This window comes from Nocardia sp. NPDC019395, assembly GCF_040632335.1.
GTDB lineage: Bacteria > Actinomycetota > Actinomycetes > Mycobacteriales > Mycobacteriaceae > Nocardia.
The window spans coordinates 284,268-309,749 of record NZ_JBEYBT010000004.1; the positions used below are offsets into that span (position 1 = coordinate 284,268).

The 25,482-nt window shown below is 68.2% G+C and carries 24 protein-coding genes; 12 read left to right on the plus strand and 12 right to left on the minus strand.

From position 1 onward, the window contains the following. Positions 1-19: 19 nt before the first annotated feature. Complete coding sequence (locus tag ABZ827_RS14750; RefSeq protein WP_357237142.1) at positions 20-1,240, minus strand: cation:proton antiporter; 1,221 nt, start codon at positions 1,238-1,240, stop codon at positions 20-22. Between the two features lie 109 nt (positions 1,241-1,349). Next, a complete protein-coding gene (locus ABZ827_RS14755; RefSeq protein ID WP_357237144.1) occupies positions 1,350-1,814 on the minus strand; it encodes a hypothetical protein in 465 nt (154 codons plus the stop codon). A gap of 266 nt (positions 1,815-2,080) precedes the next feature. On the opposite strand from ABZ827_RS14755, the gene ABZ827_RS14760 reads away from it, so the two are divergent. After that, positions 2,081-2,500 carry a YciI family protein gene (locus ABZ827_RS14760; RefSeq protein ID WP_357237146.1) on the plus strand — a complete coding sequence of 140 codons (420 nt, stop codon included), beginning with the start codon at positions 2,081-2,083 and terminating at the stop codon, positions 2,498-2,500. Between the two features lie 12 nt (positions 2,501-2,512). Next, entirely contained in the window at positions 2,513-3,805 is a 1,293-nt protein-coding gene (locus ABZ827_RS14765) for a sigma-70 family RNA polymerase sigma factor (RefSeq protein ID WP_357237148.1), read from the plus strand. Positions 3,806-3,869: 64 nt separating this feature from the next. Here the strand turns inward: ABZ827_RS14765 and ABZ827_RS14770 are convergent, their stop codons facing one another. Beyond that, positions 3,870-6,038: an elongation factor G-like protein EF-G2 gene (locus tag ABZ827_RS14770; protein ID WP_357237149.1), complete on the minus strand. Its 2,169-nt coding sequence runs from the start codon at positions 6,036-6,038 to the stop codon at positions 3,870-3,872. 262 nt (positions 6,039-6,300) lie between these two features. On the opposite strand from ABZ827_RS14770, the gene ABZ827_RS14775 reads away from it, so the two are divergent. After that, positions 6,301-6,795: an MmpS family transport accessory protein gene (locus ABZ827_RS14775; RefSeq protein WP_357237151.1), complete on the plus strand. Its 495-nt coding sequence runs from the start codon at positions 6,301-6,303 to the stop codon at positions 6,793-6,795. Between the two features lie 124 nt (positions 6,796-6,919). Here ABZ827_RS14775 and ABZ827_RS14780 read toward each other — a convergent pair whose 3' ends face one another. Next, entirely contained in the window at positions 6,920-7,645 is a 726-nt protein-coding gene (locus ABZ827_RS14780; protein WP_357237153.1) for an SDR family NAD(P)-dependent oxidoreductase, read from the minus strand. A gap of 113 nt (positions 7,646-7,758) precedes the next feature. Between ABZ827_RS14780 and ABZ827_RS14785 the strand changes: the two genes are divergently transcribed. Both ABZ827_RS14785 and ABZ827_RS14790 read left to right on the plus strand, forming a co-directional pair. Continuing rightward, a complete protein-coding gene (locus tag ABZ827_RS14785) occupies positions 7,759-8,622 on the plus strand; it encodes a helix-turn-helix transcriptional regulator (protein WP_357237155.1) in 864 nt (287 codons plus the stop codon). 52 nt (positions 8,623-8,674) lie between these two features. Next, positions 8,675-9,361, plus strand: a complete 687-nt coding sequence (locus ABZ827_RS14790) for a DNA alkylation repair protein (RefSeq protein ID WP_357237157.1) — start codon at positions 8,675-8,677, stop codon at positions 9,359-9,361. Positions 9,362-9,496: 135 nt separating this feature from the next. On the opposite strand, the gene ABZ827_RS14795 is transcribed toward ABZ827_RS14790, so the two are convergent. Continuing rightward, the gene (locus ABZ827_RS14795; protein ID WP_357237159.1) at positions 9,497-9,916 is read right to left on the minus strand and encodes a hypothetical protein; all 420 of its coding nucleotides are present in this window, start codon (positions 9,914-9,916) and stop codon (positions 9,497-9,499) included. A 772-nt stretch (positions 9,917-10,688) separates the two neighbouring features. On the opposite strand from ABZ827_RS14795, the gene ABZ827_RS14800 reads away from it, so the two are divergent. Beyond that, complete coding sequence (locus tag ABZ827_RS14800) at positions 10,689-11,429, plus strand: hypothetical protein (RefSeq protein WP_357237161.1); 741 nt, start codon at positions 10,689-10,691, stop codon at positions 11,427-11,429. Between the two features lie 116 nt (positions 11,430-11,545). Here the strand turns inward: ABZ827_RS14800 and ABZ827_RS14805 are convergent, their stop codons facing one another. After that, on the minus strand, positions 11,546-12,679 hold the full coding sequence (locus tag ABZ827_RS14805; RefSeq protein WP_357237163.1) for an NERD domain-containing protein: 1,134 nt from the start codon (positions 12,677-12,679) through the stop codon (positions 11,546-11,548). Between the two features lie 421 nt (positions 12,680-13,100). Beyond that, positions 13,101-13,538: a hypothetical protein gene (locus tag ABZ827_RS14810; RefSeq protein ID WP_357237165.1), complete on the minus strand. Its 438-nt coding sequence runs from the start codon at positions 13,536-13,538 to the stop codon at positions 13,101-13,103. A 279-nt stretch (positions 13,539-13,817) separates the two neighbouring features. On the opposite strand from ABZ827_RS14810, the gene ABZ827_RS14815 reads away from it, so the two are divergent. The 3 genes from ABZ827_RS14815 (at position 13,818) to ABZ827_RS14825 (ending at position 16,738) form a co-directional block, all read left to right on the plus strand. Next, positions 13,818-14,948: an acyl-CoA dehydrogenase family protein gene (locus ABZ827_RS14815; protein WP_357237167.1), complete on the plus strand. Its 1,131-nt coding sequence runs from the start codon at positions 13,818-13,820 to the stop codon at positions 14,946-14,948. After that, entirely contained in the window at positions 14,945-16,213 is a 1,269-nt protein-coding gene (locus ABZ827_RS14820; RefSeq protein ID WP_357237169.1) for an acyl-CoA dehydrogenase family protein, read from the plus strand. Before ABZ827_RS14815 ends, ABZ827_RS14820 begins: the two co-directional genes overlap by 4 nt. A 63-nt stretch (positions 16,214-16,276) precedes the next feature. Further along, positions 16,277-16,738 (plus strand): hypothetical protein, encoded by a 462-nt coding sequence (locus ABZ827_RS14825; RefSeq protein ID WP_357237171.1) that lies wholly within the window; start codon positions 16,277-16,279, stop codon positions 16,736-16,738. A 4-nt stretch (positions 16,739-16,742) separates the two neighbouring features. On the opposite strand, the gene ABZ827_RS14830 is transcribed toward ABZ827_RS14825, so the two are convergent. Beyond that, on the minus strand, positions 16,743-18,209 hold the full coding sequence (locus ABZ827_RS14830) for an NAD(P)/FAD-dependent oxidoreductase (RefSeq protein WP_357237173.1): 1,467 nt from the start codon (positions 18,207-18,209) through the stop codon (positions 16,743-16,745). Between the two features lie 258 nt (positions 18,210-18,467). Between ABZ827_RS14830 and ABZ827_RS14835 the strand changes: the two genes are divergently transcribed. Together ABZ827_RS14835 and ABZ827_RS14840 are read left to right on the plus strand one after the other, a co-directional pair. Beyond that, a complete protein-coding gene (locus ABZ827_RS14835) occupies positions 18,468-18,956 on the plus strand; it encodes an FBP domain-containing protein (protein ID WP_357237429.1) in 489 nt (162 codons plus the stop codon). Between the two features lie 258 nt (positions 18,957-19,214). After that, complete coding sequence (locus ABZ827_RS14840; protein WP_357237175.1) at positions 19,215-19,997, plus strand: aminoglycoside adenylyltransferase domain-containing protein; 783 nt, start codon at positions 19,215-19,217, stop codon at positions 19,995-19,997. An 88-nt stretch (positions 19,998-20,085) separates the two neighbouring features. On the opposite strand, the gene ABZ827_RS14845 is transcribed toward ABZ827_RS14840, so the two are convergent. Next, entirely contained in the window at positions 20,086-21,084 is a 999-nt protein-coding gene (locus ABZ827_RS14845; RefSeq protein ID WP_357237177.1) for a zinc-binding dehydrogenase, read from the minus strand. 174 nt (positions 21,085-21,258) lie between these two features. On the opposite strand from ABZ827_RS14845, the gene ABZ827_RS14850 reads away from it, so the two are divergent. After that, the gene (locus ABZ827_RS14850) at positions 21,259-22,314 is read left to right on the plus strand and encodes an NAD-dependent epimerase/dehydratase family protein (protein ID WP_357237430.1); all 1,056 of its coding nucleotides are present in this window, start codon (positions 21,259-21,261) and stop codon (positions 22,312-22,314) included. A 13-nt stretch (positions 22,315-22,327) separates the two neighbouring features. Here ABZ827_RS14850 and ABZ827_RS14855 read toward each other — a convergent pair whose 3' ends face one another. The 3 genes from ABZ827_RS14855 to ABZ827_RS14865 are packed head-to-tail and all read right to left on the minus strand — an operon-like array spanning position 22,328 to position 25,436. Next, the gene (locus ABZ827_RS14855) at positions 22,328-23,353 is read right to left on the minus strand and encodes a HAMP domain-containing sensor histidine kinase (RefSeq protein WP_357237179.1); all 1,026 of its coding nucleotides are present in this window, start codon (positions 23,351-23,353) and stop codon (positions 22,328-22,330) included. Further along, the gene (locus tag ABZ827_RS14860) at positions 23,346-24,059 is read right to left on the minus strand and encodes a response regulator transcription factor (RefSeq protein ID WP_357237181.1); all 714 of its coding nucleotides are present in this window, start codon (positions 24,057-24,059) and stop codon (positions 23,346-23,348) included. Before ABZ827_RS14860 ends, ABZ827_RS14855 begins: the two co-directional genes overlap by 8 nt. A 9-nt stretch (positions 24,060-24,068) precedes the next feature. Continuing rightward, positions 24,069-25,436 (minus strand): hypothetical protein, encoded by a 1,368-nt coding sequence (locus ABZ827_RS14865; protein ID WP_357237431.1) that lies wholly within the window; start codon positions 25,434-25,436, stop codon positions 24,069-24,071. Positions 25,437-25,482: the final 46 nt, after the last annotated feature.

Consider the following 25,482-nt stretch of genomic DNA (forward strand, 5'->3'; position numbering starts at 1 on the left):
TCGAAGCTAGCAGCAACCGCTACCGGCGCGCGCCGGTTTCCGGGGCCCGGCCGCGCACCCATTTGGCGGCGAGCGGGAAGACCAGCACGGTCGTCGCCCCGGCCGCGACCAGTGTCGAGGCTATATCCGCGGTTATCAGCTCGCCGCGCAGCGCGACCTGGGTGACGGCGACGATGATCGGCAATCCGGTCGCCGCGTAGAACGCCAGCTGGACTCGCTCATGGGGGCGTTCCAGGTTGGCTCCGTGCGGGACGAAACGTTCGCTGAACCATACCGTCGACCCCCGGGCGAGCCCGATCGCCAGTACGAACATCACCCACATCACGGGTTCCGCGGCGACGGCCGCGGGATCGATACCCATCCCCGAGGTGACGAAGAAGATCGGGATGAGTACGCCGTAGCCGATCGTTTCCAGGGAATCCTGTATCCCGGGGTGTGTTTCGGCGATCAGCCGGCGCAGGATGAGGCCCGCCGCGAACGCACCGAGCACCACATCGAGGTCGAAGACCTCCGCGACGGTCATCAGGATCAACAGCAGCAGGAACACCAGTCGTACCGGTAGCTGGGTGGTGCCGGTGGCGAGCGCGGCGATCAGTCGTTCGGCGCCCGGCCGGCGGTCCAGAATCCGCTGCGGCACCCACAACAGCACGCCCGCGGCGGCCGCGAACAGGATCAAAACCACCAGCGAGGCCAGCAGATTGTGCCCGGTGAGCAGTATCGAGATCGCCAGCACCGGACCCAGCTCGCCCACCGCCCCGTGCGCCAGCACCGAGCGGCCCAGCGGTTGATCGAGCACACCGTCCTCTTTCACGATCGGCAGCAGGGTGCCGAGCGCGGTGGAACTGAGGGCGATCGCGACAGCGATGAGGGCGGTGAACCCGGCATCGGGGGCGGCCAGCCACACCAGGAGCAACGCCAGTACCAGCCCGGCGAGCCAGGTCAGCCAGGCGGTACGGCCGGGCCTGCCGCCGAGCAGTTTCGGGTCGAGTTCGTAGCCGGCGAGCAGGAACAGCATGCCGAGACCGAGCTCGCTGAGCAGATCGACACCGCCGCCGGTACCTGCCAGCCCCACGGCGTGCGGCCCCAGTGCGACGCCGAGTACGAGCAACAGCACCACATCGGGGATCAGCCCGCGTAGCAGCCTGGACAGCAGCGGCGCCGCCACCGCGGCAGCCGCGATCCAGAACAGCGAGACGATCGCCGACGGTTCCGGGTCCACGGCCGTCGCCGAAATCGTCATTCGATCATGGTCGCACCGCAGTACCCGTACCCCGGACGCCGACACGACAGACCTGTCATTCCGTCCCCGTGCCGGCGTGCCGAGGCCGGGCCCCGGTGCCGCCCAGAGCTCAGGCCCGCCCGGTGTCCCAGGTGGCGATGGCCCAGATGATCACGATATCCAGCGCGATGATCAGGATCGACCACAGTGGGTAGTACGGCAGCCACAGGAAATTCACCACGATCGAGAGCGCGGCCAGGCCTATGGCGGTGATCCGCGCCCACGTAGCGCCGGTCATCAGCGCCAGCGAGGTGAGGATCAGCAGGATGCCGAAAACGATATGGACCCAGCCCCAGCTGGTGAGGTCCAGTTCGTACACGTACTGGGGTCCGGAGATGAAGACCTCGTCACCGGCGACAGCCGAGATGCCCTGGAACAGGGTGACGAATCCGGCGACCAGCAGGAGAGCGGCCGCCGCGATCGAGGTGCCGCCGGCGACGGCCTGTTTCACCGGCTGCTCGTCGGGCACCGCGTGCGCTCCGGAAGTACCGGGTCTACCGGGGGCAGGGGTCTGTGCCGCGGGTTGGGTGGTCATGTGAACTCCCTTCGGGACGGGAGCGCCACACCGGACCCTGAGAACTGATCACTGATGACGCCCTCATAGCCACACTTCGATTCCCTTGTACTGATCGAGGATTATGCCACTGGCCAGGCCGTTCTCCCAGGAGCGGGCAAAATCGGAGCCGATTCGCGATACTTCGGGAGAATTCTCCGGCGGAACTGTCGATCCGCCGGGCGTCCCGTTCGACCTATGGGTGAAGGGTCCGAAAGGGGATCCGACGACACAAGGGAGACCAGATCATGAAGTACATGCTGATCATGCGCGCCACCGACGAGGCCTTCGCTCAGCTGGTCGATACCGACTTCACCGAGATGCTGGAGACGGTGGGCCGGTTCAACGACGAACTCATCCGGGCCGGGGTGCTGCTCGCCGCGGAGGGTCTCGACGATGCCGCCGAGGGCGTGGTCGTCGACTATTCCTCGGCGGATCCGGTTGTCACCGACGGGCCCTACGGCGAAACCAAGGAGCTCTTCAACGGCTACTACATCCTGAACGTCGCCTCGAAGGAAGAAGCCGTCGAATGGGCCAAGCGGATGCCGATGACCGGTGCGGGGTTCAAAACCGAGATCCGCCGGGTCAGCACCATCGACGAGTTCCCGCAGGACAATATCTGGATCCAGAAAGAACGGGCCTGGCGCGAAGCCACCGGTCAGCTCTGACCGGAGCGATCGTTGGGTGATCACGAGGGCCGCGCGGCGGTCGCGGCGGTATGGCGGATCGAATCCGCCCGGATCGTCGGCGCGCTCGCCCGCTACACCGGCGATTTCGCGCTCGCCGAGGATCTCGCCCAGGAAGCGCTGGCCGAAGCCCTGGTGACCTGGCCCCGGGAAGGGGTACCCCGCAACCCCGCCGGATGGTTGCTGACCGTCGGCCGGCGACGTGCGATCGACGGTTTCCGCCGCCGTGCGGCGCTCGACGAACGGTATGCCGCCCTCGCCCGCGACCTGGACGAGGGCGGCACAGCCGCGGGCAGCGATCCGGTCCGCGCGGCGGGGGAGGAACTCTGGGATCCGGACCGAATCGACGACGATGTGCTCGCGTTGATGTTCATCTCCTGCCACCCGGTGTTGTCGCCGGAAGCCCGGGTGGCGCTCACTCTGCGCGTGGTCGGCGGTCTCACCAGTGACGAGATAGCGCGCGCCTTCCTGATTCCGACGGCCACCGTGCAGGCCCGGATCACCCGCGCGAAGAAGACACTGGCCGCCGCCCGCGTCGCGTTCGAGGTCCCGTCCGCGGCGGAGCGCCCGGCCCGGCTCGCCTCGGTCCTGCGGGTGGTGTACGTGATCTTCACCGAGGGGGCGTCGGCGAGTTCGGGTGCCGACCTCATCCGCATCGACCTGGCGGGCGAGGCTGCGCGTCTGGCCCGCGTCCTGACCGGGCTTGTCCCGGATGAACCGGAGGCGCACAGTCTGCTCGCGCTCCTGGAATTGACCGCCGCGCGTTTCCCCGCCCGTACCGGCCCGGACGGTGAGCCGGTACTTCTCGAGCAGCAGGACCGCCGTCGCTGGGACCGCACCGCGATCGCCCGGGGGCGCGCCGCGCTGGCCCGCGCCGAGAAAGCAGGCCGCGGCCTGGGCAACTACGGTCTCCAGGCCGCGATCGCGGAATGTCACGCGGTGGCGGCGTCGGTGGCGGAAACCGACTGGGCGCGAATCGTGCTCCTCTACGAGGCGCTGGGCCGGCTGGCTCCCTCGCCGGTGGTCGAGGTGAATCGCGCCGTCGCGGTATCCATGGCCCATGGGCCCGCGGCCGCGCTGCGGATCGTCGACGAACTGGTGGCCGCCGACGCGCTGGCGAATTCGCATCTGCTGCCGAGCGTGCGTGGTGAACTGCTCATCCGCCTGGGCCGCCCGGCCGAGGCGCGTGCCGAACTGGAGCAGGCCGTGGCCCGCTGCGGTAACGAACGGGAACGAGCGGTGCTGGAAGGCAAGCTCCGCGGTATCGACTCCGCGAGTCCGCCGTAGAGCCGCATACGAGGTGGTGGCCGGTCGCGGCGCGGAGGCGGTCTATGCCGTTACGCGAGCCCGATCAGCTGGTCGTCGAAGCGGATCCGTTGCGGAATCTGCCGGCCAGCGCGGTGGGCACCCGGTCGTGCCGCAGGTACTCCCGGGTGAACTGTGCGACGCCGTGGGTGAGTGAACGAAGGTCCACTGCGTAGTGCGCGAGTTCGGCTTCCGGGACCTCCGCGCGGATCGATGTGCGACCGGCCTCGGCCGGTTCGGTACCCAGGATCCGGGCGCGGCGCACGGACAGATCGCTCAGGGCCGCGCCGAGATGTTCGTCGGGAACCCGGACCGCGACCCGCGCGATCGGTTCGAGCAGATCGGTCCCGCTCCGGTCCGCCGCGTCGCGCAGGGCGAGAGCCCCGGCGGTCTGGAACGCGGCATCGGAGGAATCGACCGAATGCGCCTTACCCTCGACCAGCGTGACCCGCACATCGACCAGCGGATACCCGGTTGTCACACCGCGGGCGGCCTGGGCCCGCACCCCCTTTTCCACCGAACCGATGAACTGCCGGGGCACCGTGCCGCCGACCACCTTGTCCACGAACTCGATTCCCGAACCCTCCGCCGCCGGTTCCACCTCGATATCGCAGACGGCGTACTGGCCGTGCCCGCCGGACTGTTTGACATGGCGCCCCCGCCCCGTGGACCTGTCCGCGAACGTCTCGCGCAGCGCGACCCGGTAATCCTCGATATCCACCGACACGCCGTACCGGCTGCGCAACCGTTCCAGCGCGACATCACGCTGTGCCTCCCCGAGCGACCACAGCACCAGCTGACCGGTGCGATCGTTGTTCTCCACCCGCAGTGCCGGATCCTCGGCCACGAGCCGGGCCAGGCTCTGCGAGAGTTTGTCCTCATCGGCCTTGCTGTGTGCGCGTACGGCCGTGGGCAGCAGCGGGTCCGGCATCCGCCACGGCTCTATCAGCAGCGGAGACGCGGTGCCGGAAAGCGTATCGCCGGTTTCGGCGTGACCGAGTTTGCTCACGCAGGCGATATCGCCTGCGACTGCTTCGTCGAGTGGGCGCTGTTCTTTCCCGAAGGGTGCGGTCACGCCACCGATCCGGTCCTCGGCGGCGTGGTCCGCGTCGCGGCCGTGCCCGCGGATATGGACCGTATCGTCGGCGTGCAATGTCCCGGAGAACACCCGGACCAGCGAGATCCGGCCGACGTACGGGTCCGCGGAGGTGCGGATGACTTCGGCTGCCAGCTCCGCGTCCGGATCGCAGCGCAGCGTGACGGGTTCGGAACCGTCGCTCGTATGTACCGCCGATACCGCGTGCTCGATCGGCGTCGGGAATCCGGCGGTGACCAGATCGAGCAGCTCGACCGTGCCCAGGCCCTGGTGACCGTCGCCTGCCGCCGGGGCCGCGAACAGCACGGGATGGAAACTGCCACGCACCACGGCGCGCTCGAGATCGGTCACCAGGGTGCTGAGTTCGATCGCCTCGCCCGCGAGATAGCGGTCCATGAGGGTTTCGTCCTCGCTTTCGGCGATGATGCCCTCGATGAGCCGATCCCGGGCCTGCTCGATCAGCGCCTCATTGTCCGGAGACCCCGGCACCCACCTCCGCTCACCTGTCGAATAATCGGCCACCCGCTGTTCCAGCAGTTCGGTCAATCCGGTGGCCGGCCGATGCCCGTCCGCGGCGGCGGGACCGTAGACAGGAAGATGTAGCGGGAGCACGTTCTCCGCGGAATCCCCGCCGAGCAATGCCTGGCAGGTCTGCGTCATCTCCTCGAAACCGGCCCGGGCCGTATCGAGATGCGTCAGCACGATCGCGCGCGGCATCCCGACGCTCGCGCATTCCTCCCACAGCGCCCGCGAGACCCCACCGACCCCCTCGACCCCGTCGGCCGCCGACATCACGAACAGTGCCGCGTCCGCGGCCCGCAACCCCGCCCGCAGCTCGCCCACGAAATCCGCGTACCCCGGCGTATCGATCAGGTTGACCTTCACCCCACCCCACCGCACGGGCACCACCGACAGTTGGACCGACCGGTGCCGGCGCTGCTCGATTTCGTCGTAATCCGAGAGCGAGGTCCCGTCCTCGACCCGACCCACCCGGTTCACCGCACCGGCGGCGAGTGCCATGGCGTCGACCAATGTCGTCTTCCCGGACCCGCTACCTCCGACGAGCACCACATTCCGGATATCTGCCGGTCGTGGTGCCCCGTTCGCTCTGTCCACCATGACTCACCGTCCTAGGGCATCGGCACGCGGTTACTACGAGCTTCCCACCTGCACGCGCGCGGGTCCACGGTCTGTGCTGTCTCGCGGCCCGGGGAGGCCGGGGTGTTCGTCCGGGTGTGGACCGCCGCGCCCGGCCGGAGAACGGTGGAATCCGGGCACCGATCCGGTTTATGAACTGCATAAATAGCGGTGTAACATTACTGAGGAAAAATGTGATCTACCTCCTAATGGCGTGAGAGGCGCCCCGAGCAGAGGAGGCACATTGTCGAACCCGTCCGGCGACCGGCCGCAGTATCCCAGCGCACCGCAGGGCGAGTACGCGCCCGCGGGTACGTCCGCGCGGGGCTACTACCAGCTGCGGAAGAGGCCCAGATGGCCGTGGATCGCCGGTGGGATCGTCGCGGTGTTCGTGCTCGTGGTGGCGGGGTGTATCGCGGTATTCGCGAACCCGGCCGACGAGAGCATCAGCGGTGAGGTCGCCGTGACCTATCAGGTGGAGGGATCCGGTACCGATGCCTCGGTCGCCTACCTGGGCCGGGACCAGGATATGACAGAAGAAACGGCGGTCACCCTCCCCTGGAAGAAGGACGTGACCATCGGTGGATGGGGCGAGATGGTGTCCCTGACGGCGAGCAACGGCGACGCCGGAGGCGATATCACCTGCCGGATCACGGTCGGCGGCAAGGTGATGTCCGAACAGACGTCGAGCGGCCCGCACGCGTCCGCGAGTTGTTCGGGGGACGTGGGGGAGCAGTAGGCCGGGCCGTGCCCGGGAAGCTCAGGCGAATGGCGCCGCAGTTCGACCTTACGGATCTTGCCGGTCGCGTTGCGTGGAATCTCGTCGGCGCGCGAGGGCGGCGCCGCGCCGCCCTCGCGGCCGATCACCAGGGGATCGGGCCGTGACGCGAGATGAACCCGCCTGCCGGCTCCGCTGCCGTGCAGGCTTCGACGATGGCGTCGCTGCCTTCGGCGACGGTTTGCGGACCGGAGAACCCGTTCAGTCCGGTCGCGGTGTATCCCGGGTCCACCGCGGTGACCCGGATATCCGGCAGGGCTTTCGCGTACATCGTGGTCACCATGTTCAGCGCCGCTTTCGACGATGGATACACCAGATCGACCACGGTCGATTCGACCCGCTCCGGGTCGGCGGTCATCGCGAACGACCCCAACCCGCTGGAAACCATCACCAGCCGGGGTGCCGCCGACTCCTGGAGCAGCGGCAGGAAGGTTTGAGTCACCCGTACCGGCCCGAGCAGGTTCACGCCGAAAACCGGTAGAAAAGCCGCCGGCACCGTCTCCGCGGGCGGGGTGACCGACCCCGCGATTCCCGCGTTGTTGACCAGAACGTCGAGCCCGGTGCCGGAATCGGCGACCCTCGTGTAGGCGGCCCGGACCGACTCGTCCGCGGTCACATCCAGTGTCAGCGTCCGCACATCGGCATCCGGCAGGTCCGCGTGGATCTTCGCCACGGCTTCCGCGCCGCGCCGCGGGTCGCGTGCGCCCAGCCACACCGTCGCGCCCAGGCGGGCCAGCCGGCGCGCGGTTTCGTAGCCGAGGCCCTTGTTGGCGCCGGTGATCAGCACCGTCGAATTCGTTGTTGTTGTCATAGCTACGACCGTGCCTCCCTGCCCCACCGCCCGGGAGGACCGGCGCATCGTGGGACTACCGGTACCACCCAGCGCCCTATCGCAGGTCGACCCTGGCGGGCATGCTGGTTCAGGTGAGGATCGATCGCCCCGGACTGGCCGAGGCCATCCGCCGTGCCCGCGCCCGGATCGGGCCCGAAGCGGCCGGTCTGCCCGCCGGGCACCATCGCCGGGTTCCGGGCCTGCGCCGCGAGGAACTCGCGCTGCTCGCCGGGATCAGCGTCGACTATGTGGTCAGGCTCGAACAGGCCCGCGGCCCCACCCCCTCGCAACAGGTACTCACCGCCCTCGGCCGGGCACTCCGTCTGGACACGGCCGGCCGCAACGAACTGTTCTACCTGGCCGGCGAATCCCCACCCACCGCCGGGACAATCGAAATGCATGTACGCCCCAGCGTCCTGCGTCTGATCGACCGTTTCGTCGACCTGCCCACACTGGTCCTCAGCGCGAAAAGCGACGTCCTCGCCTGGAACGCCATGGCCAGCGCCCTGCTCGGCGACTGGTCGGCATTACCACCCGGCCGCCGCAATATCGTCCGTCTGCGCTTTCTGACCGACCCCGCCGATCCGATCCGCAGTCAGGTCTCCGCGTCCATCGCGGAACAGGAGTCCACGGCCCGGCAGCACGTCGCGAACCTGCGCACCGCTGCCGCCCGCTATCCCAGCGACCAGGGGCTGGCCGAGTTGCTCGCGGATTTGCGGACGGGGTCGACGGAATTCACTCAACTGTGGGACGAAGCGGAAGCCGGTTCCTGGCGCAGCCACACCAAAACGGTCCGCCACCCCGAGCTGGGTGAACTGATACTGGATTGCGATACGCTCCACGTTCCCGACGTCGACCAGTCGGTGGTCGTGTATTCCGCGGCCCCCGGAACACCCGAAGCGGAGTCTCTGGCGCTGTTGCGGGTGGTCGGCACGCAGAACCTGTCACGGACCTGACCAGCGGTACGTCGTAGGCTGGCCACCCACATCCGAAGGACAGGAGATCGAGGTGGCCAGGACGACGGAAAACCCGGCAACGGTGGCCGAGGTGACGGCCGAGCTGGCGGCACTCGAGGAGCCGAGGATCCGTGAGGTGAACGCCGAACACGGAGATGACCACGGCGTGAACCTCACCAAGCTGCGCGCGGTCGCCAAGCGCCTGAAGACCCAGCAAGAGCTCGCCCGCGAACTCTGGGAAACCGATGACAGCGCGGCCCGCCTCCTGGCGATCCTGATCTGCCGCCCGAAGGCGTTCGACCGCGCCGAGCTGGACACCATGCTCCGTCAGGCGCGGACCCCCAAAGTGCACGACTGGCTCGTCAACTATGTCGTGAAGAAGAACCCACACGCCGAAGAACTGCGCCTCGCCTGGTTCGCCGATCCGGATCCAGTGGTCGCGAGCGCGGGCTGGGCGCTGACAACCGAGCGTGTGGCGAAGAAGCCCGAGGATCTCGACCTCGCGGGTTTGCTCGATATCGTCGAGGCGGAGATGAAGAACGCCCCGGACCGCCTGCAATGGGCGATGAACCACTGTCTGGCCCAGATCGGGATCGAGCATCCCGAGTACCGCCCCCGCGCCATCGATATCGGTGAACGACTCGAGGTATTGAAGGACTATCCGACACCCCCGAACTGCACGTCGCCGTTCGCGCCGACCTGGATCACCGAAATGGTGAGCAGGAAAGAGGGAAAGTAGGCGGTTCGGGCTCGGCTGCAGCCGGCCGGTCCCGTCGTAGTGGGCTCCGGGTGGATGGACCCTGGCCCATAAGCGCTCCCCGGCAGACGGTCCGGCGGCTGCGTGCCGGCCGCGTCCCGCTGGTCCGGTGAGGTGTCAGTGGCCGACGGGATGCAGGCAGTACGACACCGGTGGTTTCGGGTGATGGATGACGACGGTCTGATCGTGCGTGTCTTTCGCGGCCGCGCAGGCGCCGGAATCGTCACGTTCGACGCGGGTATTCACCTGGTGCGCTCCGGGAGCGGTGCACGGCACCTTCCGCAGCAGATCCAAGTGGGCGTACTTGTGCCCCGGATCGTTGAAGCAGTCGCCGACCTGCGCGTTCAGCTGGGTGCAGACGTACTGTCTGCGCTTCGCCCGGTCGGACCAGCTGAAGGAGTCATCGAGGCACGGCGCCCTGTCGATCTCGCGGACGACGACCAAAGCGGCTTCGGGGTCGTCGCAGGATCGGGGCTCGAAATTCCAGGAACGGTTGGCCTGTCCCTGCGTGAAGTATCCGCAGGCTCCCAGCTTCATGACGTCTCCTTTTGCGTCCCCGCATCCCGAAGCGAGGAGTGCGGTGCAGGCGAAGAAGGCAACAGCGATGCGCATACTGAACATGCGGCGCGGGAAGGTATTTCGGTGCATTCGCGACATAGCGCAAACCTGCCATATGGGATCGGGAAGAGCTAGACCGGTATGCCCGGTCGTCAGGGTCTACGTTCGTTGGGTAGGCGCAGCAGTATGGATTCGGGGCGGTGCGGAGACAATTCGTTTCATTGTCCGGCGCAGCCGATAACGATGGCCCGTCCTTCGCTGCGGCGGACGGCCGTTCTCGTGGGTAGCCGGTCGTGGACGATCGGGGGCCATTGCCGTGGGTCTGGTCACAATGAGCGCCGCTCGACTGTACTGCTGATGGCCGAGATGTACCCGAATCCATGGTGCCACAGAAGATTTCGGCGATACCGGTCGGTAACAAATTCCGATCCCGCTGCTTGTTACCGGAAAGTATTGTGCCGCAGGTCTCTTTGTGACCTATAAGGCATTTGACCTGCCCGTCTGCTGTTCTACTCTTATAGAGGCCGATGGGCGACGGGGCTCATCGGGAAACGCGAAGCGCACGCGCGTAATTCGCCACAGTGCGGAATCGATAAACCCAAAGGGTGAAATCAAAAATAAAATGAAATACCCATCCAGCGGACAGGCCGGCAATACCATCGGACCGAATTTCGCATTCTGTTCCGCGTGGAGATGCTGGTTACTCACAGCGCTGAGCCTGATCACGCTCGTTCTACTCTTTCAACCGTGGTTGACCGCGTCCGGTCCGTACGGTGACGTGCACACCGATGCTTTCGGCCGACTCGAAGGCTCCGTCCCCGCGCTCCGGAACACCGGTGAGCGCCCGACCGACGGTGTTGTGCCCCTGAACGGGATATGGGGCGTGCTCACCGGTATCGCCGCCGTGGTCACCCTGGCCGGCGTGCAGCTGTATCGGAGGACCGGTATCGGGCTGTCGCTGGTCTTCGGTGGCAGCACCGCCAACACCGTATTCGTATCGGTGACACTGCTGTATCTCAACGGCAAGGCGCCGGAACTGCGCGATATGACCGACGACCGTGACGAGCTGAAGGAAATGCTCAGTAGTTTCGTGAGCAGCGTCTTCGGTGACGGCGCGGAATCCGGTGCCGGAGAGGCCCAGCGGGCGGCTACCGCAGCCCTGACGAACCAGGCGCTGATCTCCGGTTTTGTCGCCGTAGCCGCGGCTGTGATCGCCCTCGGCATCCGGAATCGGGTCGCCTCGGTCACCGGCGAGGCCGGCGAGGTTTCGGCCACGTACGTGGCCGGCGAGGTGCTGAACCGCGACCCCGCCACGGAGGTCGGTGACGTTCACGGACGGAAACTCGATCGTGATGTGCGACGCGAACGCCGCCGGCCCGGCCGGAAGGCTGATCAGCCCAATCAGGCCGGGCGGCCCGGGCGCGAACGCCCGCCCGCGCGTCGGCGTCGGTCACGTCCCGCGGATCGGGTCGCGGCGGTGACGCACCAGTGAGCTCCGGGCCGGTCGGAATGCCGCGGCTTCCGGCGTCGTCCTGACGTCGCGGCGGCCTCGGCCGGCTCCCGCAAGACGATACCGGTGTTACCCAGCGTGCACGAGACCCGTTGTGCTCAACCGCAATTCGGCTGGAACGGATAACACACGGTGCGGGTGGGTGGAGTGTGCCGGGGAACCGGGGCGGCGGGCGGTGCCGGGGGAGGTTGTTCGGTGACCGAGCTGACCCGGAGCTGACCGGTGGTTTCCTGGGGTTGTGTGCGGTGGCCGCCGATCTGGGCGACGAACCATATTCCGGCGGAGAGGACGACGATCGCCGCCAGCGCGGCGGCAGTCCGGTAGCGGTCGCGGGGCCGATCACCGGAGGTGGCGGGGCTCTGGTTCCGGAGCGATCGCGGCTCCGGGGCCGGTTCGGCCGGGCTCGGATCCGGCAGCGGTTCGGCCGGTGCTGCCGCGCGGCCGGTGTCGCGACCGTGGTCTTCGATATGGGGCCGGGTCGATATCCGGGAAGGTGGGGCCGGCGGTGTCTCCGAAGTCACGGGCTTCGGTGGTATGCGCCGGGCTGGAGCGGGTTTCGGTGCGGAGGCAGTCCGCGGTGGCGGATCCTCCGGTGGCAGGACTGCCGGGGGCGCGGGCATTTCCAGCGGGAAACCCTCCGCCGCCAGGCCGTCGACGGTGGTGCTGTCACCGTGTTCGAGTGCGTCGACCAAGGCATATGCCTGCTCCGCGGTCCAGACGACGGCGCTGCGGTGATGGGCCCGGTGGAACCAGGCGCGGAGCGGGTTCTGGGTATTGCACAGCAATACGTCGCAGCCCTGGGGCGCTGATTTCTTGTCGAGTCGTAGGGTGGATTCGCGCGGCGGGACCACGACCACGAGCCCGGTGACGAAGGTCGGCCCGCCTGCCTTCGCGGCCACTGATTTCAGTTTGAAGACCGCGTCGCGGACCTGATCGTATGGTGTCGTATCGCTCTGTCGCACGCCGACCGGGTCGCCCTCGTATCCCGGCACCTTCCACCGGCTGTTGCTGGTGCAGTGCAGAACACCGGCGGTGACCCCGGGGTTCAAGCCTTTGACCTCGCAGACGACGGTGGTATGCGGCGTGATGATCACCAGGTCGACTTCCTGCCCGCCGACGAAACAGTTCGCGATCGCGATCCCGGGAACCCGGTAATCGTCCTGCCATTTCCGGAGCCAGGCGACGACCCGTTTCTCGGAACCGGATCTGAGCTTGTCGGCGATAACGAGCATCGAGCCACCCCTCCCTGTCGCTGGTGATGGAGCCACCCTATCCGCAGGGCTTTTTCGCCTCGAGAACGATTGCGGTAGAAGGTGTCCCGGCCCATCGGCATATCGGCCCCGGGTCAGGTGGGCTCAGCGGTGGAGGTTGAGGCGTTCATCCGGGGAGACAGGGCAGGTCGGCGAGCCGCCCGGCACCGCTTGCGGCGGTGCGGGATAGCGGCGAGCGTCCATTCGTGGCCGGACAAAGTGGCTGCAGTGGGACATGCGGCGTAAACGAGACGGAGGTCGTGGGGCGGGATCGCGTGACCGCCGCGGCGGATTCGTTCTCCGCCTGAGGATGGCGGTGAGTGCGACGTCAGCGGACCCGAGAGGAGGAGCGCTGGTGTGGCCGGAACCGGGGTGAGTCGGCGCCCGGTTCCGGCTCACGGTGTCAGACGGTGACGTTGATTTCGCCCGGATTCGTGGTGATGGTGACGATCACCGGGCCCGGGCCGGTATCGGCCAGCGCCCGCTGGTAACCGTGGTCGGTGGGGAAGGTCCAGCCCGGTTCGGGGACCGATGGAACCGTGACGTCCTCGGACCCGCTGGCTCCGGAGGCGATATTGCGCCACGACACCGTTGCCTTCGCGGCGCAGGCCGGATCCTGCCGGTCCGCGCGGAACATCACCACCACACCGACGCCGTTGGTATTGGTCGGGAGCGGAGTGACCGCGACCTCGGCGCGGACGGTGCCACCGCATCCGGGTGCGACCTCCACCCGGGCGTCCTGGAAATCGGCCGCTGTCTGGGCGCCCGCCGGCGCGGCGAACGGTAGCAGGGCCGATCCGGCCAACGCGCTGAGGGCCAGTGGACGCAACAACTTACGCAAAACAGGTGTTCCTCTCTGGGGGCTTCGGGCGCCGATTACCCCCCGTCGCGGTCGTGGTAAACACCGGGCGCGAAGCGAATCCGGCTCGTTCGGCGGGACTTGTTCCCGCACTCCCCTCACCAGCGCGGTTGCCGTCGGCTATTGCGGAACGGCTTACTGTGCGGTATTCGAATTAAGGGAGCTTTTTGTCAAGGGAGCTTCTGCTGAGGCGCCGCCGACCCGTCGGCTCCACGTGACCGCTGCGTGGCATCACACCCGACCGAGAGGTGGGCCGATCATATGCTGTTCGATATCACTACTGATCAGGAATTCTTCCGAGCGACCACCGCGAAGTACCTGAGCACCCGGGTCTCGCGGGACCGGATCCGCGAACTTCGCCACGACGACAACGGCTTCGAATCCGGCTACTGGCGTGGCGGCGCCGAACTCGGCTGGACCTCGCTGCTCGTGGGGGAGGACAGCGGTGGCGGCACGATCAGCGGCCGGCCCGTTGCTGACCTCACGCTCGTCGCCTACGAATTCGGCCGGCATGCGGCCCCGGGGCCGCTGGTCCCGTCGAATATCGTGGCCGCCGCGCTATCCGACACCGGAAGCCACCCGGATGTCCTCGCCGAGTTGCTCTCCGGTGAATCCGTCGCGACCTGGTGTCATGCCGGGCTCGTACACCGGACGCCCGGACAGGCCGGGGTCGATCTCCGGGGCGACGGCGACGACCTGGTGCTCAACGGCCTCACGCAGCCCGTCGAATCGGCCGCTGTGGCACGGTATCTCCTGGTCGCCGGGCGATACGGGGGCGAACTCACTCAGGTGCTGGTTCCGGCGGCGAGCCCGGGTATCTCCGTCGCACCGCGGGTCGCGCCCGACCTCACCCGGCGCTTCTACGCCGTCACCTTCGACGAGGTCCGCGTTCCGCGCAGTGCCCTGGTGGGCGAACTCGGGGCCGCCGCGCGGCAGCTGGAACGACAGCTGGACATCGCGGCCGCCGTGCAGTGCGCCGAGACGGTGGGAGCGATGCAGACCGGCTTCGATATGGCGCTCGACTGGGTGGCGGATCGTTACTCCTTCGGGCGGCCGCTGGCGTCCTATCAGGCGCTGAAACATCGTTTCGCGGATCTGAAATCGTGGCTCGAGGCGGCACACGCGATCGCCGACAGCGCCGCCGCCGCGGTCGACGAGCGCAGCCCGGAAGCGGGCGCGCTGGTTGCCGCCGCCCAGGCGTACATCGGCCATTACGGGCCGGAGCTGCTGCAGGACTGCGTGCAGCTGCACGGCGGTATCGGGTTGACGTTCGAGCACGATCTGCACCTGTTCCTGCGCCGGGCCACCGTGAACCGCATGCTCTACGGCACCCCGGCCGAGCACCGCCGCCGCGTCGCCGACCGTCTCATCGAACAGGAGCTATCGGCATGAGCGAGCTCATGAGCGAATCGTCGAATACAGACGAGATCGAGGATATCGAGAGTTTCCGCCGCCGGGCCCGGACCTGGATCCGCAGCGAGCTCGGCCCGTACCGCGCCGAAGCCGTCGCCGGGTTGCGGAAATCCGCGCCGGAGGACGATCTGGCGGCCGTCGAGGACGACCGGCGGCTCCAGCGTAAGTTCTACGACGCCGGGTTCGCCGGTATCGCCATCCCGGTCGAATACGGCGGTCGCGGGCTGACCGCAGATCATCAGCGGGCATTCCTCGAGGAACTGGCCGGGTTCGAATATCCGTCCCGGTGCCAGGTGCCGACGATGTCGCCGTGCGCCGCGGTCCTGCTCGATTTCGGCACCGAAGAGCAGAAACGCCGCCATATCCCGGCCATGCTGCGCGGTGAGGAGATCTGGATGCAGTTCCTCTCCGAACCCAGCGGCGGCTCCGATGTCGCGGGCGCGGTGACCACCGCCGTCCGCGACGGTGACGACTGGGTGCTCAACGGCGCCAAAATCTGGACCACCGGCGCGTGGTACTCCGACTGGGCGTTATGCCTGGCCCGGACCAACTGGGACGTTCCGAAACACCGCGGGCTCACCGTTTTCATATTGCCCATCCATCAGCCGGGGATCGAGGTGCATCAGATCGAGATGCTCAACGGCGCCCGCGACTTCTGCCAGGAGTTCCTCACCGACGTCCGGGTCCCGGATTCCGATCGGATCGGTGCGGTGGACGGCGGCTGGACCGTGGGGACCCGCTGGATGTACCACGAACGATTGCTGTCGGAATCGCCGTACGTCACGGTGCCCGATAGGCCCGCCATCTCCGATAGGTCGCCGGTGGAGATCGCCTGCCGGGCCGGGACCATCGACGAGCCCGGCGTCCGCGATCTCATCGGTGAGGCGCAGATGCTCGATATGGTCGGGACCGCGCTGCAGCGCCGGCTCGGCACCGGTATGGCGTCCGGCCGGATTTCCGATCAGTCGGCCGCTATCGGCCGGTTGTTCCGCGGTATCGCCGAATCACGCCGGGCGACGATCGAATTCGAGATCGCGGCAGCGGGGGATGCGGTCTGGTCGGAGGATTTCGGCGATGCCGGCGATGTGTTCCTGATGCGGCAGGTGAGCTGTATCGGCGGCGGTACCACCGAGATGGCGCGCAATGTGATCAGCGAACGGGTGCTCGGTATGCCGCGGGAGGCACGCTCCGACCACAATGTGCCGTTCCGGGACGTGCCGCGAGGCGGTCGCCGCGAGCGGTGACGGCGGCGGCCGGGTCCGGTCGAGTGCCTGCGCCCCGGCGGGGAACCGAATAGGCTCGAGCCCATGGGACTCGACGTGTATGCGGTCCGGCCGAACCAGGGCCGGGTGACCGATATGGCGGCCTTCCAGCAGATCCAGGAGATGCCGGAGGAGGAGCGCGGGGAATTCGGCTGGTTGCATCCGGATGATCTCGGCCCGTTCGAGGAACTACCGCGCGATTTCTCCCAGGGCGGCCTGTTCTGGCCCTCCGACGGTGACCCGACCGGGTTCCGGGGCCAGGTGTACGAGAAATGGGTGTCAGACGAATTCGGGCTGAGTTTCTACGAGCTGTTCGACCCCGAAGATGTACGTAACCTGCTCGAGCGGGTGGACGAATGGTTCGGCCGGGCCGGGGCCGACGAGGCGGCGGTGCCGCTGTTCGGCCACGACAGTGATGACGGGCACGCCCTCACCCGGGTCCGGTCACTGGCCGAGTATCTGCGGGCTGTGACGGCGCAGGACCTGTGGTTGTTCCCGGACTACTGAGCGGTTATGCGGCGGGTGTCAGGGTGTAGTCCCGCGGGTCGAATGTGCGGACGCGGCGGCGATACCGGGTGACCGTGCCCGGCCAGTTGTTGGTGATCTTGCCCGCCGCGTTGCGATACCAGCTGGAGCAGAAGTTCCACGGAGTGCGTTCCAGTCGCTTCTGCAGCGCGTCGTTGTAAGCACGCTCGGTCGCGGCACGGACCTCGAGGATATGGCCCGGTTCACCGGCGAGCAGCTGTACCGCTTGGCGGATATAACGGGCTTGGGATTCGATCATGTAGATGATCGATCCGACCCCGAGGTTCGTATTGGGGCCGTAGACCATGAAGAAGTTCGGGAAATCGGGCACCGTCATGCCGTAGTACGCGTGCGCGCCGTCGGACCAGGTATCGGCCAGTTCGCGTCCGTCCCGTCCGGTGATCCGCATCGGCCACAGGAACTCGGTGCCCTTGAAACCGGTGCCGTAGATGATCACCTCGGCCTCGTGGACCGTCCCGTCGCCGGTGCGCACGCCCCGCGGGGTGATCTCGGTGATGGCGGCGGTGGTCACCTCGACATTGGGCTGGGTGAGCGCCGGATAGTAGTCGCTGGAGAACAGGGTGCGTTTACAGGCGATCGGGTAGTCGGGGGTGAGCGTCGCGCGTAGTTCGGGATCATCCACGTTCTTGCGCAGATTGCGCGCCGCCATCCGTGCCACCAGCCGGCTGATGATCGGCAGCTCCACCAGCCCCAGCGACGAGATCTCGGCGGTGAGCCACCAGCCGAACCGCTCCAGCTGCAGCATGCCGGGAATTCTCGCGAACAGCTTGTGCTGGACCGGCGAATAATCGGTATCGAATTTCGGCAGCACCCACGCGGCAGTGCGCTGGAACAGGGTGAGGTGTTCGACCTGCGGCTGGATCTGGGGCACGTACTGGATGGCGCTGGCCCCCGTCCCGATACAGGCCACCTTTTTCCCGGTGAGATCGACCCGGTGATCCCACAGCGCCGAATGGAACGCCTGCCCGGTGAAACTGTCCACGCCGGGGATATCGGGGAGCTGCGGGCGGGACAGTTGCCCGACCGCGGAGATCAGCACATCGGCGGTCCGGGTGGCACCGTCGGCAGTGTGCACAGACCAGCGGCCGGTCTTCTCGTCGAACGCGGCCTCGGTGACCTCGGCGCCGAACTCGATCCGGTCGAGCAGGCCGTGCCGGCCCGCGACTGCGCGGAGGTACTCGTGAATGGCGGACTGCCCGGAGTAGCGCTGCGGCCAGTCGGGCTTGGGCTCGAACGAGTAGGAGTACAGCGGTGACGGCACATCGCACGCCGCCCCGGGGTAGGTGTTCTCCCGCCACACTCCGCCCAGGTCCTGGGCTTTCTCCAGGATGGCGATATCGTCGAACCCGTGACGTCGCAGTTCGATCGCCACCCCGATACCGCCGAATCCGGCGCCGATGACGAGCACCGATAGCCGGCGTGCCGCGCTCATACCTACTCCTGTCTCGGTGTGTTCCCTCTCACTGTAGGCCCGCCGTGCGGGTCCGGATCGATACTTTCGGCCAAGGGGCGGTCGACCGGCCGGAGGTGCCGGTGGGCCCGCTGTTCGCCGGCGCAGCCACGGCCGGCCGGCGCTTCGGTCCTGCCGTGAGGCCTGGTCACGTGCGGAAATGACGTTGCCGAGGGGGCAGTTGGGTCGATAAGGTGTCGCGGTTTGTCCGTACCGATCATCGAAGGAGAACCACAGTCGATGGAACCCATTACCGAACGAGAGATCAGAGCATCGTTCGTCAACTGCTCGAAAGGCGATGCCAAACGCCTCTCGATCCCGGCCGATCTGGAATCCCGCCCCTGGGACGATCTGGACTTCCTGGGCTGGTCCGACCCGGGGCTGCCCGGCCGGGCCTATCTCGTCGTCCCCGAAGGCGATGGTCTCGCCGGAATCGCGCTGCGCTACGAAACCGGTGGACCGCGCCGCTCCCAGATGTGCACGATCTGCTCGACCACGCATTCCAACGGTGGGGTCGTGCTGATGACCGCCCGCAAGGCCGGTGAGGCGGGCCGCCGCGGCAACACCACCGGCACCTACATGTGTGACGACCTGTCCTGCTCGCTGTATGCCCGGCGCAAGAAGACACCGTCCATGGGCCGTGCCTACCGCGACGATTTCGATACCGAGGACCGGATCCTCCAGATCCAGCAGAACGTGACCGCGTTCCTCGGCCGGGTCCGCACCTGATCGTCATCACCTGAAATGACCGATACGTGAGAAAGAGGTTGTGGCCGATGCGCCGACACTCGAGACCGAAACCGCGGACGGCTTCGGATTCCGTACTACGACAACGGAATCCGGAGTCATCCACATCCTCCCCGGCCGAGGCGGCCCGGCGTGCCGGGCCGTGCCGGTCGGGGAGGATGTCTAGCCTGGAGTGATGTACGAGCTCGGTGCTGCCGTCCCGGCGTCCGGGAATTCCGGACCTGCTGCCGAAGCGGCGTGATGGGACCCCGTGCCGATGCTGCCCTGCCCCGGGAGGTGGAGCCGTATCTGACCGAGTTGGTCCACCGGATCCGGGCCGTGTATCAGGGCGGATTGGTGAGCGCGTTCGCGGTGGGGTCGCTCGCGCTGGGAGACTATCGGCACGGGCGCAGCGATATCGATATCACGGTCGTCGTCGACGCTGCCGCGCCGGTGGATCGGGCGCATGAGCTGGCCGAGGCGCTGGCGCATCCGGGTCTCCACTGTCCCGCCGCCGGACTCGAACTCGTGGTGTACGACGCCGATTTCGCCGCGGCGCCCGGGCCCCGGGCCGGCTACCTGTTGAATCTGAACACCGGACCGCTGCTGCCCGCGGTCGCCGATTTCGAGCCCGGCAGGTCGCCCGGGTTCTGGTACGTGATCGATCGGGCGATCGGTTATCAGAGCGGCCGGTTACTGTCCGGGCGTGCGGTGCGCGAGGTGCTGGGCGCCCCGGTACGCAGGGACGTCCTGGCGTCCGTCGCGGCATCGGTTCGTGAGCATACCGCCGGGGAGGGGCACCTCGCGGACAACCGAGTGCTCAACGGATGCCGGTCGGCGGTGTTCTGCCGCACCGGTCGCTGGGTTGCCAAACGGGAGGCGGGCAGGTCACTCGCGGCTGCCGTGCCGGAGTTCCGTCCCCTGATAGAAGAGGCGCTGCACAGTTTCGAGCGGCCGCGTGGACGCGCTCTCGGGCTACCCGCCGAGGAGGTCGTGGCGTTTCTTCACTGGGTGCGCCGCATCGTCGCCGGAACTCCGGAATGAGCCGGGGATCCGCCTCGCGGCCCGCGTCACCGCTACGCCGAGGCCGTCGGCACGACCTCGGCGTAGGGCGCGTAGCGATACCCGGCGATCAGCCGATATGCAGCAGGGTCCGGCCGAGCGCCGTGCGCGTTTCGATGGCGGCGTGCGCCCCGGCCGCCTCTGCCAGCGGATAGGTCTGGCCGATCACGACCTCGATCGTGCCGGCCGCGACGGCGTCGAGCATGCGGGTGGCGTATCCGGCCCGGTGATCGTCACCGGTGTCCAGGTCGAACAAGCTCACCACCTCGACTCCGCGTTCGCGGGCAGGCTCCGCGGCCGCACCCGCGAATTCGCCCGCGGACGCCCCATATCCGATGAACCGTCCGCCCGCGGCGGTGATCGCGAGCGCGGAATCACCGGGTTCGCCGCCCGCACCGTCGAGTACGACCCGGGGCCCCTGGCCGCCCGTCGCGGTCAGAACGCGCTCGGTCCACTCTGGTTGCGAGTAGTCGATCGCGGTCTGCGCGCCCAGGCGTCCGGTGAGCGCGAGTTTCGCCTCACCCCGGGCCGCCGCGATCACCTGTGCACCGGCCCGCCGGGCCAGCTGGATGAGCAGGGTGCCGAGCCCGCCGGCGGCCGCGGTGATCAGGACCTGGTCGCCGGGGCGCACGGCGGCCCGGTCGAAGATGGCGAGTGCCGTGTGGCCGTCGTGGACCAGTGCGGTCGCCTGATCGATGCTCACCTGATCCGGGATCTCCGTGAGCAGATCGGCCACTGCCAGCGCCTGCTCGGCGTATCCACCGGCAGGGACGCCGCCGCCGATCCCGCTGGCCGCGGTGCGGGCGGCCACCCGGCGGCCGAGCAGGCCGGGGTCCACGCCGGGACCGACCGCGGCGACGGTACCGCCGATCGCGCCACCCGGGATGTACGGCGGCTGTACCGGGAAGAAATCTGTGCCCCAACCCGACCGCAACCGGGTATCGAGGAACATCACATCGGCCGCGGCGACTCGCACCAGGACCTGACCGGCTTCCGGCTCCGGTGCCGGAACCTGCCGTAGCTCGAGCACCTCGGGTCCGCCGAATTCCTTCACTTCCACCGCTTGCACGCTGTACCTCCTCGGTTGGCTGTTCCTGAGCCAGCCTTGACCCTCAACTATGGTTGAGGTCAAGCGCGGGGCTCCGCGACGGCTGCACCTATCGCATCGTGGACAACGGATCAGTATGACGAAATCGTGACACCGGCCCTCGGCTGTCCCGGTGCGGGCCGGGGAGCGGGCAGTATCGACGGCGTGCGAGTACTGCTGACCGGCGCGGCCGGATTCATCGGAACCCATATCCACACCACGCTGCAGGAGGCGGGCCACGAAGTGGTGGCCATCGACCTCATGCTGCCCACCGCGCACGGTCCCGGCGCCCGGCCGCCGGAGGGGGTGGCGCGGGTCGATATCCGGGAGCCCGCCGAACTGGACCGTGCGCTGCGCGGTGTCGACGTCGTCTGTCATCAGGCGGCCGTCGTGGGCGCCGGGGTAGACGCACAGGACGCGCCCGCCTACGCGGGTCACAACGACTACGGGACCGCGGTGCTGCTCGCGGCGATGGATCGAGCGGGCTGCCACCGGCTGGTGCTGGCGTCGTCGATGGTGGTGTACGGCGAGGGCCTGTACCGGGGCCCGGAAGGTCTCGTCGCCGTGGGAGCGCGCCGCGGCGACGATCTGGCGGCCGGCCGGTTCGAGCATCGATCCGGTGGTGCGGATCTCGAGTGGGCGCCGGTTCCGGAGGACACACCCGCACGGCCGCGCAGCCTGTACGCCGCGAGCAAGGTCGCACAGGAGAATTATGCGACCGCATGGGCAGCCTTGACCGGCTCGTCGGTAACCGCCCTGCGGTATCACAACGTCTACGGACCCGGAATGCCCAGAGATACCCCGTATTCGGGGGTCGCGGCGATCTTCCGGTCCGCACTGGCCGCCGGCCGGGCGCCGCGTGTTTTCGAAGACGGCGGCCAGACGAGGGATTTCGTGCACGTCGCCGATATCGCCGCGGCCAATCTCGCCGCCGTCGAAACCGGACTTCCCGGGTTCGAGCCGCTGAACGTCTGCTCGGGCCGGCCGATCACCATCGGTCAGGTCGCGCGGACGCTCGCCGCCGCCCACGGCGGCCCGGACCCGGTGGTCACCGGGGATGTGCGGCCCGGCGACGTCCGGCATATCGTCGCCGACCCGACCCGCGCCCGCCGGCTGCTCGGCTTCACCGCACAGGTGGCACCGGAGACGGGCCTGGTGGAGTTCGCGTCGGCACCGCTGCGCCCGTCCGCCCTGGACGTATCCGCCTGCTGAGGCGCGGGCGGATCTACCCGGTCTCGGCGGGTAACCGGATCTCGAAGCGGCAGCCGACCTCGCGGTTCGCCGCCGTGATCGCCCCGCTGTGCGCCTGGACCAGGCCCGCCGCGATAGCCAGACCCATTCCGCTGCCCATCGGGACACCGTTGTCCGCCACCGGCGACCGGGCCGCCGTGCCGCGGTAGGCGACCTCGAAGACCCGCGGTAGATCGCTCTCGGCGATCCCCGGACCCGAATCGTCCACCCGGGTCCAGATATGCCCGTCGCTGCGCCCGGCCGTGATCACGACCTTGCCCCCGGGCGGCGTATGCGCGATGGCGTTGGACACCAGATTGGCCAGGACCCGCCCCAGGGCGTGGTCGTCGGCCGCGACGGGCAGCGGCGCGGGGGGTTGCTCGGCGGTGAAACCGATACCGGCCCGGTCGGCGGTGGCGCGGTGCGCGGCGTAGATCTCGTCGATGAGTTCACGCAGATCCAGTGGTTCGAGATCGAGGTGCAGGGCGCCGGCGGAGATCTTCGACATCTCGAACAGGTCGTCGACCATCCGGGACAGCCGCCGGGTCTCGCGTTCGATCTGCCCGGCGTAGCGGGCGATATCGGAAGGATCGGCGACGACGCCGTCGATGAGCGCTTCGGTCATGGCCCGGATTCCGGCCAGCGGGGTCCGCAGATCGTGACTGACCCAGGCCACCAGCTCCCGGCGGGACTGTTCGGCGGCGCGTTCCTGCTCACGTATCTGCTTCTCCCACACAGTTTTACGGGCCTGATCCCGGCCCAGGAGAATGGCCGCGGGGACGGTGACGGCCGCGACCAGCAGTAGGACGAGAGAGGTCCGCCGGAACTCGGCGGTGAACATCAGCCCGCTCACCCCGGTGATCCCGGCCAGCGTCGCCAGGGTCGGAATGAGTACGAGCACCGCCATGCTCGCGGTGAGGGACCGGTCGCGCAGTGCGCGCAGGGCGAGTGCCCCAGCGATCACCACCGGCAGCGAACACGCCAGCGTATAGCCGATGATCTCCAGCAGATTCTCAGGCATCCGACGGCTCCCCGGTGATATCCGTGCGACCCCAGGCGTAGCCGCGACCCCAGACGGTGTCGATCCGGTGCCGGGAGCCGAGCTTGGCGCGCAACCGCTTGATATGGACGGTGACCGTCGACAGATCCCCGAAATCCCAGCCCCACACCTGTTCCAGCAGGCCCTCCCGGCTGTAGACCTGTCCGGGGTTGCGCAGCAGGAACACCAGCAGGTCGAATTCGCGTGGGGTGAGGGTGATCGCGGTGTCGTCGACGAACACCAGCTGGGCGGACGGGTTCACGGTGATGGGACCGTCACGCAGTATCCGCTGATGCGGGGCCGGTTCGGGCCGGGTGCTGCGGCGCAGGACGGAGGTGACGCGCAGGGCGAGCTCGCGCGGGCTGAACGGTTTGGTGACGTAGTCGTCGGCGCCGGCCTCCAGGCCGATTACCCGATCGTCCTCGTCACCGAGTGCGGTGAGCAGGATTATCGGCGTATCCGGACGCTGTCCGGACCGCACCGCGCGGCACAGTTCGATCCCGTTGGGTTCGGGCATCATCACATCCAGTACGGCGAGCTCCACCTCGTCGGGTGCGCTCATACCGTCCAGTGCGGCGCGGGCGGCGCGGCCGTCACCGGTTTCCACCACCGTGCGGCCGTCCCGTTCCAGATACCGGCGCACCACTTCCCGGACCACCGGGTCGTCGTCGGCCACGAGTATGCACATCGATCGACCTCACCAATTCGTCAGCAGTAGATGGACCAGTAGCAGCGCCCCGGCGGCCTGCACCGCCAGCCAGGGCCGGGCCCGGACCTGCGGAAGATAGGCCGTCGCCACGAGCAGCCACATATCGAACGGTAACCAGATCCGTTCGGTTTCGGCCTTACTGAGGCCACTGATATCCGCGGCGGCGACGGCGCACAGGCCCGCCGCCGCCAGCAGCGCGCCCGGTTCCAGCGCGCGTAGGCGGGTGAGCGTACGGGGGAGTGCCGCCGCCGTGGCCAGACCCACCGCGCAGACGGTCGCCGCGAGGTTGCCCCACCACCAGTACCCGTACGGGCGGTCCGTGGCGATGCCCTGGTAATAACGCTCGACTACCAGGTGATAGCCGTCGAACCACCAGAATCCGGCCAGCGTGAACCCGGCCACCACGACCAGCGCGCCCAGCACCGCCGGCACCAGTGGCCGTACGGTGCGGGCGGCCACCAGCACCGCCACCGCCACGAATCCCATGAGTATCAGGCCGTAATTCAGGTAGATCCCGAATCCGAACAGGATTCCGGCGACGACGGCCGCCGGCATTCCGGTCCACAGTCCGGGAGAATCGGCCCCCGTATCCCGGGCGGCGGGACGGGCGCCCGCGGCAACCGCGAGCAGCGCGACCGCCCACGCGGTCACCCCCGCGAACATCGCGTCGGCGGACACCGCGATCCAGATCGCCGCCGGGGCGAGGACCAGGAACGGCAGCGCGGCGCGCGCCCGGCCCTCGCTGCCGAGGGCGCGTAATGCGACCGCCACCGCGATCGGCGTACTGCAGCCGATGAGTACGCAGACGATCCCCGCCCAGGTGGGGCCGCCCAACCCGGCGCGGTCGAGGAGGACGAAGAACAACAGCGCCCCCGGTGGATGACCGGAAACGTGGGTGGTCCAGGAATCGGGTTGCCCGTCCAGGATCCGGTCGGCGAAGGTCTCGAGCATCGACCCGATATCGGTGACCCCCGGTACCTCGGCGAGGTATTCGTGCCCGTCCGCGAGACGTTCGGTGAAGCCCCGTTCCCAACCGTCCACGAGGGCGAGGACGAAGGCCCAGCCGAGCGCGGTCAGATAACCGGCACCGAGCAGCGGGCGCCAGGACAGGCGCTGGGCCAGGGCCGGCCCCTGGGTCACCACGGCGACCGCCAGTACGGCCGCGGGTACGGTGCCCCAGCCGATATGCGGCGACCAGTGGCCGAAGATGGGCGCGGCCGCGGCGAACAGACTGTCCCGCCAGGATTCGCTCGCCATTTGCGGAACGGCGAATGCCGCAAGCACGAGAAGCGCGGCGCCTCCCGCACCGAGCAGCTCCCCGCGGACCCGGTGGCGGGTCCCGGTGGTTTCGATCAGATCCGGCACAGAGGCCACCTTAGGCGCGGTCGTCACCGGAAACACC